Annotated in this window: 15 protein-coding genes and 1 pseudogene; 9 read left to right on the top strand and 7 right to left on the bottom strand. The window is 60.2% G+C overall.

Annotation, left to right across the window (positions count from 1 at the left end; genetic code table 11):
* Positions 1-15: 15 nt before the first annotated feature.
* The 4 genes from AC3WOG_RS30735 to AC3WOG_RS30720 all read right to left on the bottom strand — a co-directional run bounded on the left by AC3WOG_RS30735 (position 16) and on the right by AC3WOG_RS30720 (position 4,498).
* Positions 16-864, bottom strand: a complete 849-nt coding sequence (locus AC3WOG_RS30735) for a TauD/TfdA dioxygenase family protein (protein ID WP_492581562.1) — start codon at positions 862-864, stop codon at positions 16-18.
* Between the two features lie 10 nt (positions 865-874).
* Entirely contained in the window at positions 875-1,855 is a 981-nt protein-coding gene (locus tag AC3WOG_RS30730) for a quinone oxidoreductase family protein (RefSeq protein ID WP_492581561.1), read from the bottom strand.
* A 112-nt stretch (positions 1,856-1,967) separates the two neighbouring features.
* Positions 1,968-3,287 (bottom strand): MFS transporter, encoded by a 1,320-nt coding sequence (locus tag AC3WOG_RS30725; RefSeq protein WP_492581560.1) that lies wholly within the window; start codon positions 3,285-3,287, stop codon positions 1,968-1,970.
* 155 nt (positions 3,288-3,442) lie between these two features.
* Complete coding sequence (locus AC3WOG_RS30720; protein WP_492581559.1) at positions 3,443-4,498, bottom strand: beta-keto acid cleavage family enzyme; 1,056 nt, start codon at positions 4,496-4,498, stop codon at positions 3,443-3,445.
* A 242-nt stretch (positions 4,499-4,740) separates the two neighbouring features.
* Here AC3WOG_RS30720 and AC3WOG_RS30715 point away from each other — a divergent pair, with 242 nt between their 5' ends.
* The 3 genes from AC3WOG_RS30715 to AC3WOG_RS30705 all read left to right on the top strand — a co-directional run bounded on the left by AC3WOG_RS30715 (position 4,741) and on the right by AC3WOG_RS30705 (position 8,382).
* Positions 4,741-5,742 (top strand): AraC family transcriptional regulator, encoded by a 1,002-nt coding sequence (locus AC3WOG_RS30715; RefSeq protein ID WP_492581558.1) that lies wholly within the window; start codon positions 4,741-4,743, stop codon positions 5,740-5,742.
* 928 nt (positions 5,743-6,670) lie between these two features.
* Positions 6,671-7,543, top strand: a complete 873-nt coding sequence (ku, locus tag AC3WOG_RS30710; protein ID WP_492581557.1) for a non-homologous end joining protein Ku — start codon at positions 6,671-6,673, stop codon at positions 7,541-7,543.
* Positions 7,540-8,382, top strand: coding sequence for a tetratricopeptide repeat protein (locus AC3WOG_RS30705; protein ID WP_492581556.1), 843 nt, complete (start codon positions 7,540-7,542; stop codon positions 8,380-8,382). Before ku ends, AC3WOG_RS30705 begins: the two co-directional genes overlap by 4 nt.
* 110 nt (positions 8,383-8,492) lie before the next feature.
* On the opposite strand, the gene AC3WOG_RS30700 is transcribed toward AC3WOG_RS30705, so the two are convergent.
* The 3 genes and pseudogenes from AC3WOG_RS30700 to AC3WOG_RS30690 form a co-directional block, all read right to left on the bottom strand.
* Complete coding sequence (locus tag AC3WOG_RS30700) at positions 8,493-8,810, bottom strand: hypothetical protein (protein WP_492581555.1); 318 nt, start codon at positions 8,808-8,810, stop codon at positions 8,493-8,495.
* Positions 8,811-10,210: 1,400 nt separating this feature from the next.
* A pseudogene (locus AC3WOG_RS30695) lies at positions 10,211-10,378 on the bottom strand (IS256 family transposase); the annotation flags it as partial.
* Between the two features lie 167 nt (positions 10,379-10,545).
* Entirely contained in the window at positions 10,546-10,836 is a 291-nt protein-coding gene (locus tag AC3WOG_RS30690) for a hypothetical protein (RefSeq protein WP_492581554.1), read from the bottom strand.
* A gap of 34 nt (positions 10,837-10,870) precedes the next feature.
* Here AC3WOG_RS30690 and AC3WOG_RS30685 point away from each other — a divergent pair, with 34 nt between their 5' ends.
* From AC3WOG_RS30685 to csgH, 6 genes are all read left to right on the top strand, one after another.
* Complete coding sequence (locus AC3WOG_RS30685) at positions 10,871-11,248, top strand: curli production assembly/transport protein CsgE (RefSeq protein ID WP_492581553.1); 378 nt, start codon at positions 10,871-10,873, stop codon at positions 11,246-11,248.
* Positions 11,249-11,262: 14 nt separating this feature from the next.
* Positions 11,263-11,694, top strand: a complete 432-nt coding sequence (locus AC3WOG_RS30680; protein ID WP_492581552.1) for a curli assembly protein CsgF — start codon at positions 11,263-11,265, stop codon at positions 11,692-11,694.
* Complete coding sequence (locus tag AC3WOG_RS30675; protein ID WP_492581551.1) at positions 11,691-12,638, top strand: CsgG/HfaB family protein; 948 nt, start codon at positions 11,691-11,693, stop codon at positions 12,636-12,638. The genes AC3WOG_RS30680 and AC3WOG_RS30675 overlap by 4 nt, the downstream gene beginning before the upstream one ends.
* A gap of 93 nt (positions 12,639-12,731) precedes the next feature.
* Complete coding sequence (locus tag AC3WOG_RS30670) at positions 12,732-13,229, top strand: hypothetical protein (RefSeq protein WP_492581550.1); 498 nt, start codon at positions 12,732-12,734, stop codon at positions 13,227-13,229.
* Positions 13,230-13,280: 51 nt separating this feature from the next.
* Positions 13,281-14,045, top strand: coding sequence for a hypothetical protein (locus AC3WOG_RS30665; RefSeq protein ID WP_492581549.1), 765 nt, complete (start codon positions 13,281-13,283; stop codon positions 14,043-14,045).
* Positions 14,046-14,125: 80 nt separating this feature from the next.
* Complete coding sequence (csgH, locus tag AC3WOG_RS30660; protein ID WP_492581548.1) at positions 14,126-14,440, top strand: curli-like amyloid fiber formation chaperone CsgH; 315 nt, start codon at positions 14,126-14,128, stop codon at positions 14,438-14,440.
* Positions 14,441-14,533: the final 93 nt, after the last annotated feature.

Raw genomic sequence — 14,533 nt, 5'->3', positions numbered from 1 at the left:
CGGTCTCCGGCCCGATCAGTACGGCTTGTCGCCGATAATTCCGGCACGCTCCATCTTGCGATGACACGGCGGGTAGTCCATCACTGCATAGTGCTGCGTGCTGCGGTTGTCCCAGATCGCGATGCTGTTGGGTTTCCAGCGCCAGCGGACCTGGTACTCGGGGATGTAGGCCTGGCTGATGAGATAGCGCAGCAGGTCACTCGCGCCCGGATTGGCGTCCTGCCCGAAGCGCACGCGCGCCGGCGTGTGGTAATTGGTGAAATGGGTGGTGAAGGCGCTCACGAACAACACCTTCTCACCGGTCTCCGGGTGCGTGCGCACGACCGGATGCTCAGCGTCCGGGAATTGCGCTTTAAGAGCGAGACGTTTTTCGATCGGCATCGCGGCTCCGAAGCTCGCCTCGATGCTGTGGCGGGCGCGCAGGTCCGCGATCTGGGTCTTGACGTGGTCCGGCAGGTTCTCGTAGGCGAGGACCATGTTTGCCCACATCGTGTCGCCGCCGACTGGCGGGCACTCCACGCAGCGCAGGACAGCGCCGAACTGCGGTGCCTCGCGCCAGGTGGCATCCGCGTGCCACGCGTTTTCATACCGGTCGTTGGGCTGATCCGGGTTCTTATAGATGCGCACGAGGCCCGGATGTTCCGGGTCGCTGCCGGCGACGGGATGGTCCTCAAGTTCGCCGAAACGGCGCGCAAACGCAACATGCTCAGCGCGCGAGATGCTCTGGTCGCGCAGGAATAGCACCCGGTGTTTGAGCAGTGCCGCGCGGATCTCGGCAAACAGGCCGTCATCGTCGATGGCATCGGCGAGATTCACCCCGAGCAGTTCGGCACCGATGGCACACGTCAATTGTTCGACTCGCATGACCTACTCCTCAGATAACGAAGACCGACGAGCCGGTCGTCTTGCGCGTTTCGAGGTCGCGGTGGGCCTGCGCCGCGTCCTCCAGCGCGTAACGCTGGTTGAGTTCGATCCTGATGCGGCCTGCGGCGACATGCCCGAAGAGTTCGCCGGCGAGTTCGTTCTTCTCGACGGGGTCGGCAATGTAGTCCGCCAGCGCGGGCCGCGTCAGGTAGAGCGAGCCCTTCATCGCCAGCATCTGTGGATTGAACGGCGGGATCGGCCCGGACGCCGTGCCGACGCAGACCATCAGGCCACGGCGCCTGAGCGAATCGAGCGATGACTCGAAGGTATCCTTGCCGACGCTGTCGAACACGACGTCCACGCCCATGCCATTGGTCAGTTCGCGCACACGCTTCGCGACATCCTCCCGGCTGTAGTAGATGATGTGATCGCAGCCGTGCGCGCGGGCCACCCCGCCCTTGGCCTCGTTCGATACCGTGCCGATCACGGTGAGACCCAACAATTTCGCCCATTGCGACACGATCAGACCGACACCGCCGGCGGCGGCATGCAGCAGGATGGTGTCGCCCGCCCTGAAGTCATGAATGCGGCGCATCAGGTACGACGAGGTCAGGCCTCGCATCGTCATGCCGGCAGCCGTCTCGCAGGAGATCGCATCCGGCAGCTTGATGAGCGGCGCCGCCGGGACCAGGCGTTCAGTGCTGTAGGCGCCGAGTGTGTTGAGAAAGCCGGTGTAGGTCACGCGATCGCCGACCGCGACGTTGGTCACGTCGGGGCCGATTGCCTCGACCACACCTGCAGCTTCGACACCCATGCCCGCAGGAAGCGGCACGGGGTACAGGCCGGTGCGGAAGTAGGTGTCGGCGAAATTCAGGCCCACTGCCTCATGGCGCAAGCGAACCTGTGCGGGGCCGGGGTCGCCCACTTCAACGTTTTCATAGCGCAAGACTTCGGGACCGCCGGTTTCATGGAAGCGCACTGCTTTTGCCATGTCAAATCTCCTATTCATTACTCGAACTGCAAATTTATTTCGCCTGTGATGGGCTGCCCAATTTGCTCTCAGGCGCACTTGCCAGGTCTAAAGCTCGCGGGTGACCGTCGGGTCAGCCCCCGGCCTGTTCACGCAGAGCACTCACGCGATCAACGTCGACGCCATAGTTCCGCTTGCCGATGAAGAAAGCGACTGCCGCGACCAAAGGTGCAAACGGCACGAGTTGCAACGCACCCAGGAGCCCGATCCGGTCGGCCACGATGCCCGTCAGGACGGCAGCGGGTGCCAACCCCAGCAGGTTGTTCGCCAACGTCAGGGTGGCAAACGCCGACGCATGGATCGACGGTGGGGTGAGATTCGCCACCATCGCACCCGAGGGGCCGGTCGCGCCTGCGCAGAAGAACATGCCGGCGCCGATCACGATGAGCTGTGCCGGACCAGCCGGCATGCGGAAACCGATCGTGAGCAGCACGAAGCAGATCAGGCAGAAGGCGACGGCAGTGCTCCACGTCCTTTCCCGCGCATGCTTGCTGAGCCGGTCAGTCAGATTTCCGCACACCACCATGCCGAAAGCGGTGGCTAGCACGAACACGGCCGCGCTCATGGCAGCCTTGCCGGCGGGCATGCCGTAGTAGCGGTTCAGGAAGCTGGGCATCCACGCCCATACCGCTGCGGGAACCAGCAGATGGATGCCGCTGCCAATGTAGGCACAGACAACCGACTTTGTCGAAAAAAGCCCTTTCATCAGCGCGCGGAAGCTCATGCGCACACCGGCGCCTTGCGTCTGACGGCCCGCGTTTGCCGGCTGCAGCGGCGCGAGCCGCTTTTCGGTGATGGCAAACCGGTAGAAAACGACCAGCATGATCCCCAAGGCCGCCATTGCACCGAACGCCGCGCGCCAGCCCAGGTGAGCCGCGACTGCACCACCTAGCGCCATGCCCAGCACTGAACCGAACGCCCCGCCGGCCATGAACGCAGCGGTGAGCGTAGCGCGTAGCCGTGCCGGAAAGATGCTGAGGACAACCGCAATGCCGACACTGCCATAGGCGGCTTCACCGATACCGACGAAGGCGCGCGCGAGCAGCATCTCGTTATAGTTCGTCGAGAGCGCACAGCCGAGCGTCGCGAGACTCCACAACGACGCCATCAGGACAATGCTTTTCACGCGGCCCCAGCGGTCGGCGAGCACCGACAGCGGAAAGGTGAGCACGCCGACCATCAGCGCGACCACACTGCTTAGCGAACCCAGCCGGGTGTCCGAAAGGTTCCATGTGGCCTTGAGCATCGGAAACACCGCATTCAACACCTGCCGCGACATGTAGTCGGAGAGCAGCAATCCCACCGTCAGGACAAATACCACCCATGCATACGCGGGCACGTCTTTTTGCGTAGTCGAAACATCGGCCGTGGTGGGCTCGGCATGCGTGAACATGAGTCGTCTCCTTCGTGTCCAGCTCGTTGGCGACCGCCTTTGCCCTGGAGGGCAAAGGGGGGCCTTTATGGGTACCGCGCAATCCTCTCCGGCATGCCGGAAAGCCCTACCTTTGGAGCCCGACATCCGCGAAACGTCAGCCGCGCTCCAATCCCTTACGCCGCGCGCAGCGGCAGGTTCTTCACGCCCGCCTTGCGGTTCGGCGCCATGCCATTGGCCGCAAGTGTCTCGTCGACCGTCTTGTACTGCACACCGATCTTGTAGATCTCGCGCGCTTCCTTGCCGCTCGCGATCTCACGGCCCAGTTCGCGCGCCACCCGCACACACTGCTCGATCTGCTGCACCGAGCTCATGCGATTGCCGTGCTGGTCGATGATCGTGTCCTCGATGCCGCAGCGCGGGTGCAGGCCCATGGCCATCGCCATCATGTTGAACGGCAGGACGTTCTTCAGCAGCGACTCGGCCGTGACCGTGCCGCCGTCCGGCGCACGATGGACGAAGTTGAAGAAGTTGAACGGGTTCGGACCGTCAAAGCCACCGCCGATGCCGATCCACGTCAGGTTCAGCGGCCCCTTGTAGGCGCCCTTGCGCACCAGGCGGTCGAGCGTTTCGAGCGCATGGATACCGGTGAGCTGGAAGTGCGGCTGGATGCCCGCGGCCTGCAGGCGGCGAAGATGCTCCTCAACCCAGGCCGGACCCGCGGGCACCGTCATTTCGCTGTAGGCGGCCATAAGCGCAGGATTGGCCAGCGACGTGCCCTCCAGGTACTCCGGATAGAGCAACTCCATGATGTTCATCTGCGTGGTGTTGATCGCGACCGTCACCTGATCGGGCTTCGGCTCGAGATCGGCTAGCATGTGACGCGTGTCGTCGGACAGCCACTTCGCGGCCTGGCCGTCGTCTTCCGGTGCAAACGAGATCGAGCCACCCACCTGGATGATCATGTCCGGCACGGCTGCACGCACACCCGCGATCAGTTCGTTGAACTTCGACAGGCGCTTGGAGCCCTTGCCATCCAGTTCGCGCACATGTAGGTGCAGCACGGTCGCGCCGGCCTCGTAGCAGTCGACGGCCTTCTGGATCTGCTCCTCCATCGTTACCGGAATGTCTTCCGGAAAGTCCTCGGGCATCCATTCCGGGCCGTACGGAGCGGTCGTGATGACAACCTTGTCCTGGTTCTCGGGGTGCAGCGAATCGTCGAGGAATTGCATCGTGTTCTCCAATAGGGGGACGGTGTTCCGACGCTCGCGACACGGCTGGCCGCATGAAGACTGGTCGGAACATGATGAACCGTTGAGATCCCACGATACGGCAATCCTGCGTTACACTTTTATGATATAGCGCCATTCTTTTAGCATTTCATGCCACTACGCGTTAACACCGGTGCGTGCGGTAGACATTCCAATACCAGACGCAGGGAGGCCGCCTGCGAGGCATATGCGGAGACAAAGCGATGGAAACGATGTTGCGCTCGGTAGCCATGAGCGGCTATTTCGATGTGACGCGGCGGGTCGGACTGAACCCGGTCGAGCTTGCACAGCAGGTCGGGATCGATACCGCGGCGCTTGCGAATCCGGACGATCGAATTCCGGCAGCCGCTGCGTGCCGGCTGCTGGAACTTACGGCCGAAAAGGCGTCATGCCCGACTTTCGCGCTGCAGATGGCCGAGACCCGGCAGAAGTTCGGCACTGGTGTGGTCAATGTCCTGCTCGCGCACAAGCGCACGCTGCGCGAGGTATTGCTGGCCACGGCTGAATACCGGCATCTGTTGAACGAAGCCCTGGCTGTGTACGTCGAGGACGTGGGCGAAACGGTTACCATCCGCGAAGAACTGGTCGTCGAACCGGGTACCCCAACGAATCAGGCGATCGAACTCGCGGTCGGTGTCCTCTGGCGCCACTCCAGCGCTCTGCTTGGCGATCATTGGAAACCACGCTCGGTCCATTTTGTTCATCAGGGATCGAAAGACCTGACGTTTCATCGAAGGTTTTTCGGCTGTCCGTTGGAGTTCGGCAGCGATTTCAACGGCTTCGTGTGTGCGGCCGCCGATCTCGACTACCCGAATCCCTCCGCTGACCCGGAACTGGTGCGATATGCCGAGAGCCTCGCGGATTCACTCAACGTGACCGGTGTCGATTCGACCGCGCTGGAAGTGCGCAAGGCGATCTACTTGTTGCTGCCCGTCGAGCAGGCCACCGTCGAACTGGTTGCCCGCCATTTACGTCTGAGCGTTCGCACCATGCAGCGCCAACTTGAACTTGCGCATACCAGCTTCTCGCGTCTGGTCGAGGAAGTCAGGGGTGAACTTGCCGTGCGCTATATGAGCAACCCACGCTATCCCATCGGGCGGGTTTCCGCACTGCTAGGCTATTCGCAGCAGGGTTCCTTCACGAACTGGTTTAATTCACGCTTTGGTGTGACGCCTCGTGACTGGCGCAACAGCCATTTGAAATGATCGCGCTGCGCCTTGGCGCCTTCGAAGGTTTCGGTCGCAAGCCGGTCGTCAATTCACCGAAAGCTCAGAACCACAAATTACCTGGCCCCCCGGCGCAGACATCCGCCGCTCAATAGTCGACTCGTCCTGCTCAGACAGTGCAACGAGGCCTGTCGACCCGGACAGTTGTGTTCATCACCCGCGAGCGTCTGAACGGATAAACCTTCACTGGTCGCGCAAATGGCCGCGAACGACTAATAACTCGTCTCGAGATTTGACCGCTTCTATGGCCGTAGTAGGCTCTGAAGCAGCCGTTGCAACTGCGACGTTCCGAACGACGGCTTCGGGTCGAGAGTGTGAGTTCGCTGATGCAGGAAGCTGCCGTCCGGCTGTTCGATGCCGCAACCGTCAGCAATCCGCCACATTGCTGACGGAGAACCCAGCCGGCCCCAATGTCGGCATTGGCCGAGGAAGGAACGTTCATCTTCGCAAATCGAGTGACTGTTTAGTGGGTGGAGCCGACGTCTGAACGTCCGCGCGTCGCGACCGCCGAATGTCGCCTCCTGGCCGCACTGAGACGGCCGCTGTGCGACGAGGCGCCAGCAAGGGAGGCGCGCCGTCACGCGATCCGGCAGCTTGTGCGGCAACAGGCCCGGCTTCGAAACTGCCCTCCAAACCGTTCCCGCGGTCGGCGACGGTGAGCTGACGGACTGACACGCCCTGCTCGCTCACGCCCTTTCCTTCGACACTGCGTAACGGTGACACCATACAGAAAGAAAGGCCCACAGTACGACATTCCTATCTTGCCGGAACCCAGACATTTGACTCTAGCCTTGACACTGAAGACGTTCACAGTTCGAGGTGAGCAATCAATCGCGTCCCTGTGCGACGCCAAAACCACTAGCCCCAAATGGTTGTCCATGGGCCGTTACGTTGCCATTCCGCGTCCATGCTCCTCATGTTGCAGTTAAAGCTTTACAGCGCCACCGAGAGCGAAACCGCCGTCAAGTTCAACTACATGTGCAAGGACGGCTCCCGCGCAAAACAGCAGTACATCTCGGAGAAGACCGGGCAGGTCGTGGAGCGTGCGGACTTGCAGAAGGGATATGAGTTCGAGAAGGACCGGTTTGTCGTGTTTTCTTCAGACGAACTGAAGGCGCTCGAAGAGGGCGGAAGTCACGTGGTTGAAATCGTGGCCTTCATTCCGGAGAAAACCGTCGACCCTCTGTACTACGACAAGGCCTATTTCGTGGCTCCGGACAAGCGAGGCGGAAAGCCCTACAACCTGCCCAGGGAAGCCATGCTCAAGAGCGGTCGCTGCGCGGTGGCCAGATGGGCCTCCAGGGGCAAGACGCATATGGTGCAGATTCGTCCCACCGAAGACGGCCTGGTCTTTCAGCAGCTGCTCTTTGCCGACGAGGTGCGCTCGTTGAAGGACTTGCACATCGAGCAAGCCGAGATTTCTGAGCCTGAGCTTAAATTGGCATTACGGCTCATCGACCAGATTGCCGAGGAGAACTACGACCCGACGCAGTACGAAGACGAGGAAAAGAAGCGCGTTCTCAAAGCGATCGACGAGAAGATTGCCGGCAGGCAGATTGTTACGCCCGAACAGGTGGAAGTGTCCGCTACCGGGCAGGTCATCGACCTGATGGATGCGCTGCGCGCGAGCCTGGCCAAAGGAGGCAAGGCCAGGCCGCCTGCCACCAGAGCCAAAGCTTCTGCCGGCGATGTCGCGGCCGTTGCCACGAAGGAGCGCAAAGGCGTCAAGGGCGCCGAGAAGGCTGAGCAACCACCTGCTCGGGTACGGGCCCGGAAGTGACGCGCCACGCTTTGGAGCATCACTACTCTCTGCGCAGTCTCCAGTCCCTGCTTGGTATATCGCGCAGAGTTTTGACCGGCCTGGTCGAAGCCGGCTTTGTGACCCCTGCCCGCGGCCCCCGGAACGAACTGCGCTTCAGCTTTCACGATGCTGTCCTGCTGCGTACGGCCTTTCAGCTCCAGACGGCCAACATTTCTTCGCGCAAGATATTGCGCTCGTTGACGCGCCTCAAAGCTTCGCTCCCGGATGAACTGCCCTTGACCGGGATTCGAATCACCGCTGTTGGCAACACCATCGCCGTGCGGTTAGGTCCCGACCAATGGGATGCCGAGTCGGGCCAGCCGCTGCTCGACTTTGAGGTCGCTCCCTTGAAAGGTGACGTGGCGTTTCTGGACGGCTCCCCTCGCAGCGCAAAGGAGGCTCACATCCAGGCCGAGGAGTGGTTTGAGCTCGGTGAGCAACTGACCACCACGGACCGGCAGGGGGCCGAGCATGCTTATCGGAGAGTCCTGGAGCTGCTGCCTGTGGCGCACTATGGCGCTTACACCAACCTGGGCGTTCTCCTGTGTGAAGAGGGACGCTGCGAAGAAGCGCTGGCAGTGTTTGACAGGGCCTTGGAATTCTTCCCGGACGATTGCCAGCTGCACTTCAACCGCGCCGTTGCGCTGGAAGAGCTGGACTGCGCCGACGAAGCGCTGAATGGCTACGGAAAGTGCCTCGCGATTGAGCCAGACTACGCGGATGCACACTACAACCTTGCAAGACTCAAGGAACTTCGAGGGGACAAGCAAGGCGCGCTCCGACACTACAACGCGTACCGCCGTATCCAGGGCTCTTGAACGTCGCTATCGGCAGATGAGCGCGCTAGTTTGTGAAGTTCGGAATGAGTTGTCGGCGTTCGATTATTGAACGCCGAGCTCAACAACGTACGAAGTTCAGGCGACTACGACTATTGCTCGCCGGGATCTGGATCGTCTTTACCACCACCACCTTCACCATCTTCACCACCACCCTCAACGGGCGGATCAGTTACATCAGTTAATTCAGGCGGGGGAGGTGCAGTTACAACTGCAACGGGTTCCTCACCCGGCTCCGGCATGGGGTCGCCAGATAACGATGGCTCGAGTCCGGGGGTTAACAGGTCGACCACCGTGCCCATCGGGTCGATTATTATTGGATCGGGCACAGGCGGGTCATCCCCCGGGTTCACCGGGTCGATTACTGGAACTGGGCCAGCGGACAAACCATCTTCGTCATTCGTAGTCATGTCAAGCCTCACAAGGTTTACGTTCGATATCCGTAAGCACCCCCGGAGATTCTTTCCAAAATGCAATGCGCGTCGCCGACGTCGGTCCGAGCCATCGCCGGCATTCCTGCACAGCGTGAGCGAGCAAGCAGTTTCACACAGTTCGTTGGATGAAAACCGCGAGGCCTTGGCCTACTCGATGCCGGTGTGTTGCCTAACGAACGAACGGGATTCGGCCCCTTGAATCGCCCCTTGTGCAGGCGAGCCATGGACGGGTTAAAGGATCAGATCCCGGGCCAAGACAGGCTTTCGAAAATGAAGTCTTACCACTCAGTGAGACCATCATGTCTGACTAACTGCAAACCTTCGTCGCCACGCTGCTCGTCATCCTTGCTACGTGACCTTCACGGAAGCTCCGGACTGATTGGCGTCGTAGCCTATGCGGGGCGCGATATGAAATTCTCGTTACAGGCCAATGACTTGCGTGTGTACGGGTAATGTTATCCACAAGTCTATGCACGGAATCTGTGGATAACCGGGAACTTGCGCACAGGCCACCTCAGAAATTCTGATTCATTTGTGAAATCGCGCAGCGCGACCCGCCCACCACAACCACCGTGTCTCCTCCTGTCCTGTTGGACTGGATTCGCCCGCGCCTCACCGACGCGGGGCCTTTCTATCTCTTGGGCAATACCCGTTGAACCGTCGCGGCGATCTCGTGTGGCAAGCCGCTCAAGAGGCGTTGAAGCTGTCGACGCCGACACAATATCGACCCACATGCCGACATCGGACTGACCAGTCTGCCAATTAGAAAAAGATCCCGGCAGCAACGATTCGCGGCCCGCTCTGGTGGTCCAGCCGAATTTCGGTATCCTGGTCAAACTGGCGTCGGCGACAACACCGCACACATCTGAAGGACGCATTTTCCGATGAAAAGGTAACTTGCAGGCCTGTTACTCACGCGCTCCCGTTATCTCACAGGGCTTGCGGCGCCGCCAACAGATAACACCATACAGATCGAGATTAGAAGTACCTCAAGGTGGCGATCAGGCGGCAATGCTGCCTGCTGCGAACAGTTCCTGCCGCCCAATTGCCTCTGAGGCAACCTCATTCGTCGAGGGGTGAACTTTCGCGACTTGGTCGCGGTGTCACGAAGGTGGGGTAGTCATTCGCTTCAGGGTCACACACACACCGATGAGGACTTGTTCAGCGATTTATGGGTAGACCTCAGCGCGTCAGTAGGGGAGGGTGACCCATGCCAGGCTTCATGACTCCGCTGCACAATCGAAGTACACCCGTCAACAGACTGTGTCGGCGCTGGCCTAACAGTGGAGGGAGAGATTATGCAGCCGCTAGCCGATGAGCACATCACACCTAGGGGAGGTGTCAGGAATTTCGTGTGCTGAGGTCGGTTAAAAATCTCAGCTCATGGCGGCGGTGAATCGCTCTCCAAACAGAATGGCGAACTGATTGACTGCTTGCCGCCCGGTGATAGGTGGCATCTTCCAATCCTTTTCGATGTTGCGCAAGGCCAGATACAGCAGTTTACTGGCGGCTTCGTCGCTAGGGAAGTGGCCGCGATTCGTTTGCGGCTCGCGAGAGTTACCAGAACTGAAACGTTTTTTTGCAGTGGTATGCCGTTTGGCGGAGCCCCCCGCAAAGAAATCGATCACTTAGCCCCCGTGGCATGAACCTCGCTAAAGCAGATGCTCGTCTTCGCTGCGACTGCTTAAGTTTCACGGACTTACACGCTCGCTCAGGCATTTGTGGAAGCACCGGCCTGAACCTGCAAATACCAGGGATAAACAAGAAAAATGAGGAATAGCTTTCTCGCCAGTTCGTGTTCGACAGCCGCTTGCTCAGCAATATTAGCGCTGTGGGTTGCCGTACCCATGCCGGCAATTGCTACCACTCCTGACGTGGGTGTGCCGCCCCCGGAGCCACCGGCATTAGCTTTGCCGAACACCCCGACGCCGCCGAGCGCGAAGCCCTCGCCCAATGGTCCGTCCACGATTAGCAACTCCTCGACGCTCAGCAATTCAGCCACGTTGACCGCGCCTGGCGTGCCTAATGGTGTGCCAATGCCCAACGGAGCCAAGTCGGCCGACGTCACGGATAAGCGTTCGCTCACAGATTCGCTGGGCGGCATCGTCACCAATCAGACGTTGACGCTGGTGGGACAAGATTTCTATGAGTTTTTCGCAGAAAGTTGGCGGGACCAGCCACTGAGTGAGCGTTACATCGTGTCCATTCACGAACGCCCGTCGGCCCGCTGGGGCAGTTTGGTCTGGGTGGAATTCGAGCAGGGGCGCGTGTTTGAGGCCTTCCTGCCGCCCGCACGCGTCGACGTCAAGGCCGTTGCGCAGCGAGCGGCCGATACCGCTTATCAGAACGTCGTGCAAGCGGACATCGCTCGCTTGCTGTTTCACGACGCGGACCTGGCAGCAGATGAAATGTGACCGGTGGATAGACCATGTCAAACAGATATCTTTTAATCACTACCGTTGCAGCGCTCCTGGGCCTAACAGGTCCATGCCATGCCACCGGACTTATCTACGAGCCCGTCGACCCGTCATTTGGCGGGAACCCGTTGAACGGTCAGGTCCTGCTCGACATTGCTAATGCACAGAACAAATACAAGGACCCCAGCACCACCGCCCTCGGTGGGTTCGCCGCCCAATCCCCGCTGGAGCAGTTCAACAGCCAATTGCAGCAGGCCATTCTGTCGCGAGTCGCCTCGTCCGTGACGAATTCGATTGTCGGCCCGAATGGACAACTTATTCCCGGAACGATACAGACCGGCAATTTTTCCATCACCATCTCTCAGATTAGCAAGGGCATCCTGCAGATAACCACGACGGACAAGAGCACAGGGGCCACGACGACTTTTCAGGTAAGCCAATGAACCAGACCGCTCCCCCTATCGTCTCCGCGTTGAGGGCACGGTGTGCGCGTGCCGCACTGCTGATGGTCTGGGCTGGCGTTGCGCTGCTTGCCGGGTGCGCCACCGTCCCCTCAACCGTCGATGACAATGTGCAATTGACGCCAGCGACCGAAGTGACGCGCGACCTGGTGCACTTGCCGCCGCCCAAGGGCAAAGTCGTGGCGGCCGTCTATGGCTTCAGAGACCAGACGGGTCAGTACAAGGCGGCGCCGGACAGCTCGTTTTCCTCCGAGGTCACGCAAGGTGGGGCGTCATTTCTTGTCAAGGCGCTGCAGGACTCCGGGTGGTTCACGCCGGTAGAGAGGGAAAACCTCCAGAATCTGCTGACCGAGCGAAAAATCATGCGCGCGCTCGAGACACCCGAGGACAAGAACCGGCCGGCGCCGAGGATTGGCGCGCTTCTCCCTGCGAGCGTGATTATCGAAGGGGGCGTGGTCGCTTACGACACGAACGTGCGCACTGGAGGTGCGGGGGGTGCGTACCTGGGAATCAGGGCGTCACAGCAATATCGGGTCGACCAGGTCACCGTTAACCTGCGCGCCGTCGATATTCGTAGTGGCCAGATTCTCAATAGTGTCTCAACGACCAAGACGGTCTATTCGTTCGAGGTGTCGACCGGCGTGTTTCGCTTCATCGGTTTCAAGGACCTGCTGCAAGCCGAAATCGGCGTCACGCGTAACGAGCCGCAGCAGCTCTGCGTGAAGGCCGCTATCGAAGCCGCCGTCGTGCATCTCATCGTGCAGGGCCTGAGCAATCAAAACTGGACCCTGAAGAGCGAGTCGGACTGGAACGACCCCACGATTCAGAAGTATGTGCGTGTGAACCGGGACTACGACATGGGCATGGACGCCCTGGTGTCCACGGCTGCGCCAAGTCCGCAGCCGGTGCCTCTTTCAGGCAACTGAGCGCATCGAGCTTTCCCACAAACCTGTCACCCGGTGGTGGACACCATGACCTTGAAAACATCGCGACTAAGACTGGGGCCGCGGGCGTGCTGCGTGCCGCTCATCGCGGCGGCGCTCCTGGGCGCAGCCAGTGCGTATGGCGCCGGCGACCTATCCGACGTATCGGATTTCGGTCCGCCTGAACCGGCCTTTAGCAATGGCCGTCAGTTTGCCGGCATCAATCAGACAGGCACGGCCAACTCAGCTCGCGTTGACCAGGTCGGCCTAAACGGCATCTCGGTCATGCAGCACGGGGCGAGCAATGTCGCCCTGGCGTCGCAGGCCGGACAGCTCAACTGGGCATCACTGTCGCAGTCCGGCCTGGGCAACCAATTCACCGTGTCCGAGTTCGGTACGAGCAATCGCGTAGCGGCCACGCAAAGCGGGAACGACAACGCAGCGACGGTGGGACAGGCCGGCACCGCGAATCGAGCCCAAGTCGTGCAAATCGGAAATTCCAATACCGCCAACGTGCAACAGACCGGCACGAATTTAGGTGTGGCCGTGCGCCAGACCGGCAACGGCAGCATCGCAACCGTCGTCCAGCATTAGGGCCAGCTGGCGTAGCGCTTTTTTGGGCCCGTCGCTCTTGTGGAGTTCATCATGCAACGAAAGGCAATCCTACTCGCAGTAAGCTTGCTGGCTGTCGGCTATTCGCAAGCGTATGCGCAGTCATACAACGAAAGTGCAACGGTCAATCAGTACGACGCCGCGCAACTCGCGACGGTCGACCAGTCCAACGGCCAGAACGATACCGTGACGATTGAACAGCACTACTTCAATAACTACGCAGCGGTGTCGCAAGCGATCACCCTCGGCAACACGGTGCAGGTCTATCAGGATGGCATACAAAATGGAACCTTGGTCGCGCAAGCCAACGAGGTAGGAGACCAGGACTACGTGACCCAGTTGGGCACCCAAAACAGTGCTGGCGTGCAGCAACAAAACGGTGGGTATAACACTGTGAACGTCTACCAGGCTGGCACTCAAAACGCCGCTGCGGTGACGCAAAACAACGAGTGGGGAGACCTTACCAACGTCAATCAGTATGGCGTCTATAACACCACAGGCCTGCTGCAAGAAAACGGCGGCGGTAACACGGCTACCGTCACGCAAGACAGCACGGGGTCGGGTTATGGCAATGCCGCCTATGCGACGCAGGAGGCGGCCTTCGGTTCCAATGCGACGGTTTCCCAGACCGGGGGCCTGAACTATGCTGAAACTTATCAAAGCGGCTCGTATGACAACCTGACTGTGGCGCAGAACGGGTTGGGCAACACCGCGTATGTGACGCAAGTGGGCAACTATAACGGCGCCACGGTCAACCAGACCGGCACGGGCAACTGGGCAAGCATCGCCCAGCACTAGTCGTTAGCAGGAAAGGCGGCCGACATGTCCGGCTGCCTGCATCAGCCCACCGCGTGTGGGGCGTCTGAAAGGAGCGCAAAGTGATAGCTGACACCAATTTGCACGTCTGGTTCGACGTGAACTCGAACAATGGCCAGACCCTCATCGTGCCCTACGTAACATCTGCACACGACGTCCGGCTCCGGTACGAGTTGAAGGTCCTGAATAGCGGCGAAGCGGGGAGTTCGAACATCTCGCAGGAAGGCACGCTAAGTGTGCCGGCTGGAAAGCCTAAAGCGGTTTCGTCGGTTCAGGTAACGCCGCAAGTCGGGAGTAAGTGCGAAGTTGACCTAACCCTGGGCGACGGTGACCAGCAGGCGGGGCAGTATTCTTTTGATTGCGGCGTGAAGAAGTAAGAGGCTATGGAATCTTGCGCTTCCGACGGAGCCCCACGAACTGCGCTTCAGCTTTCACGATGCTGTCCTGCTGCGTACGGCCTATCAGCTCCA

It is taken from the genome of Paraburkholderia sp. FW306-02-B (assembly GCF_058782725.1).
Note: the sequence above shows the minus strand (reverse complement) of the source record. Positions and strands in the feature narration are given on the sequence as shown.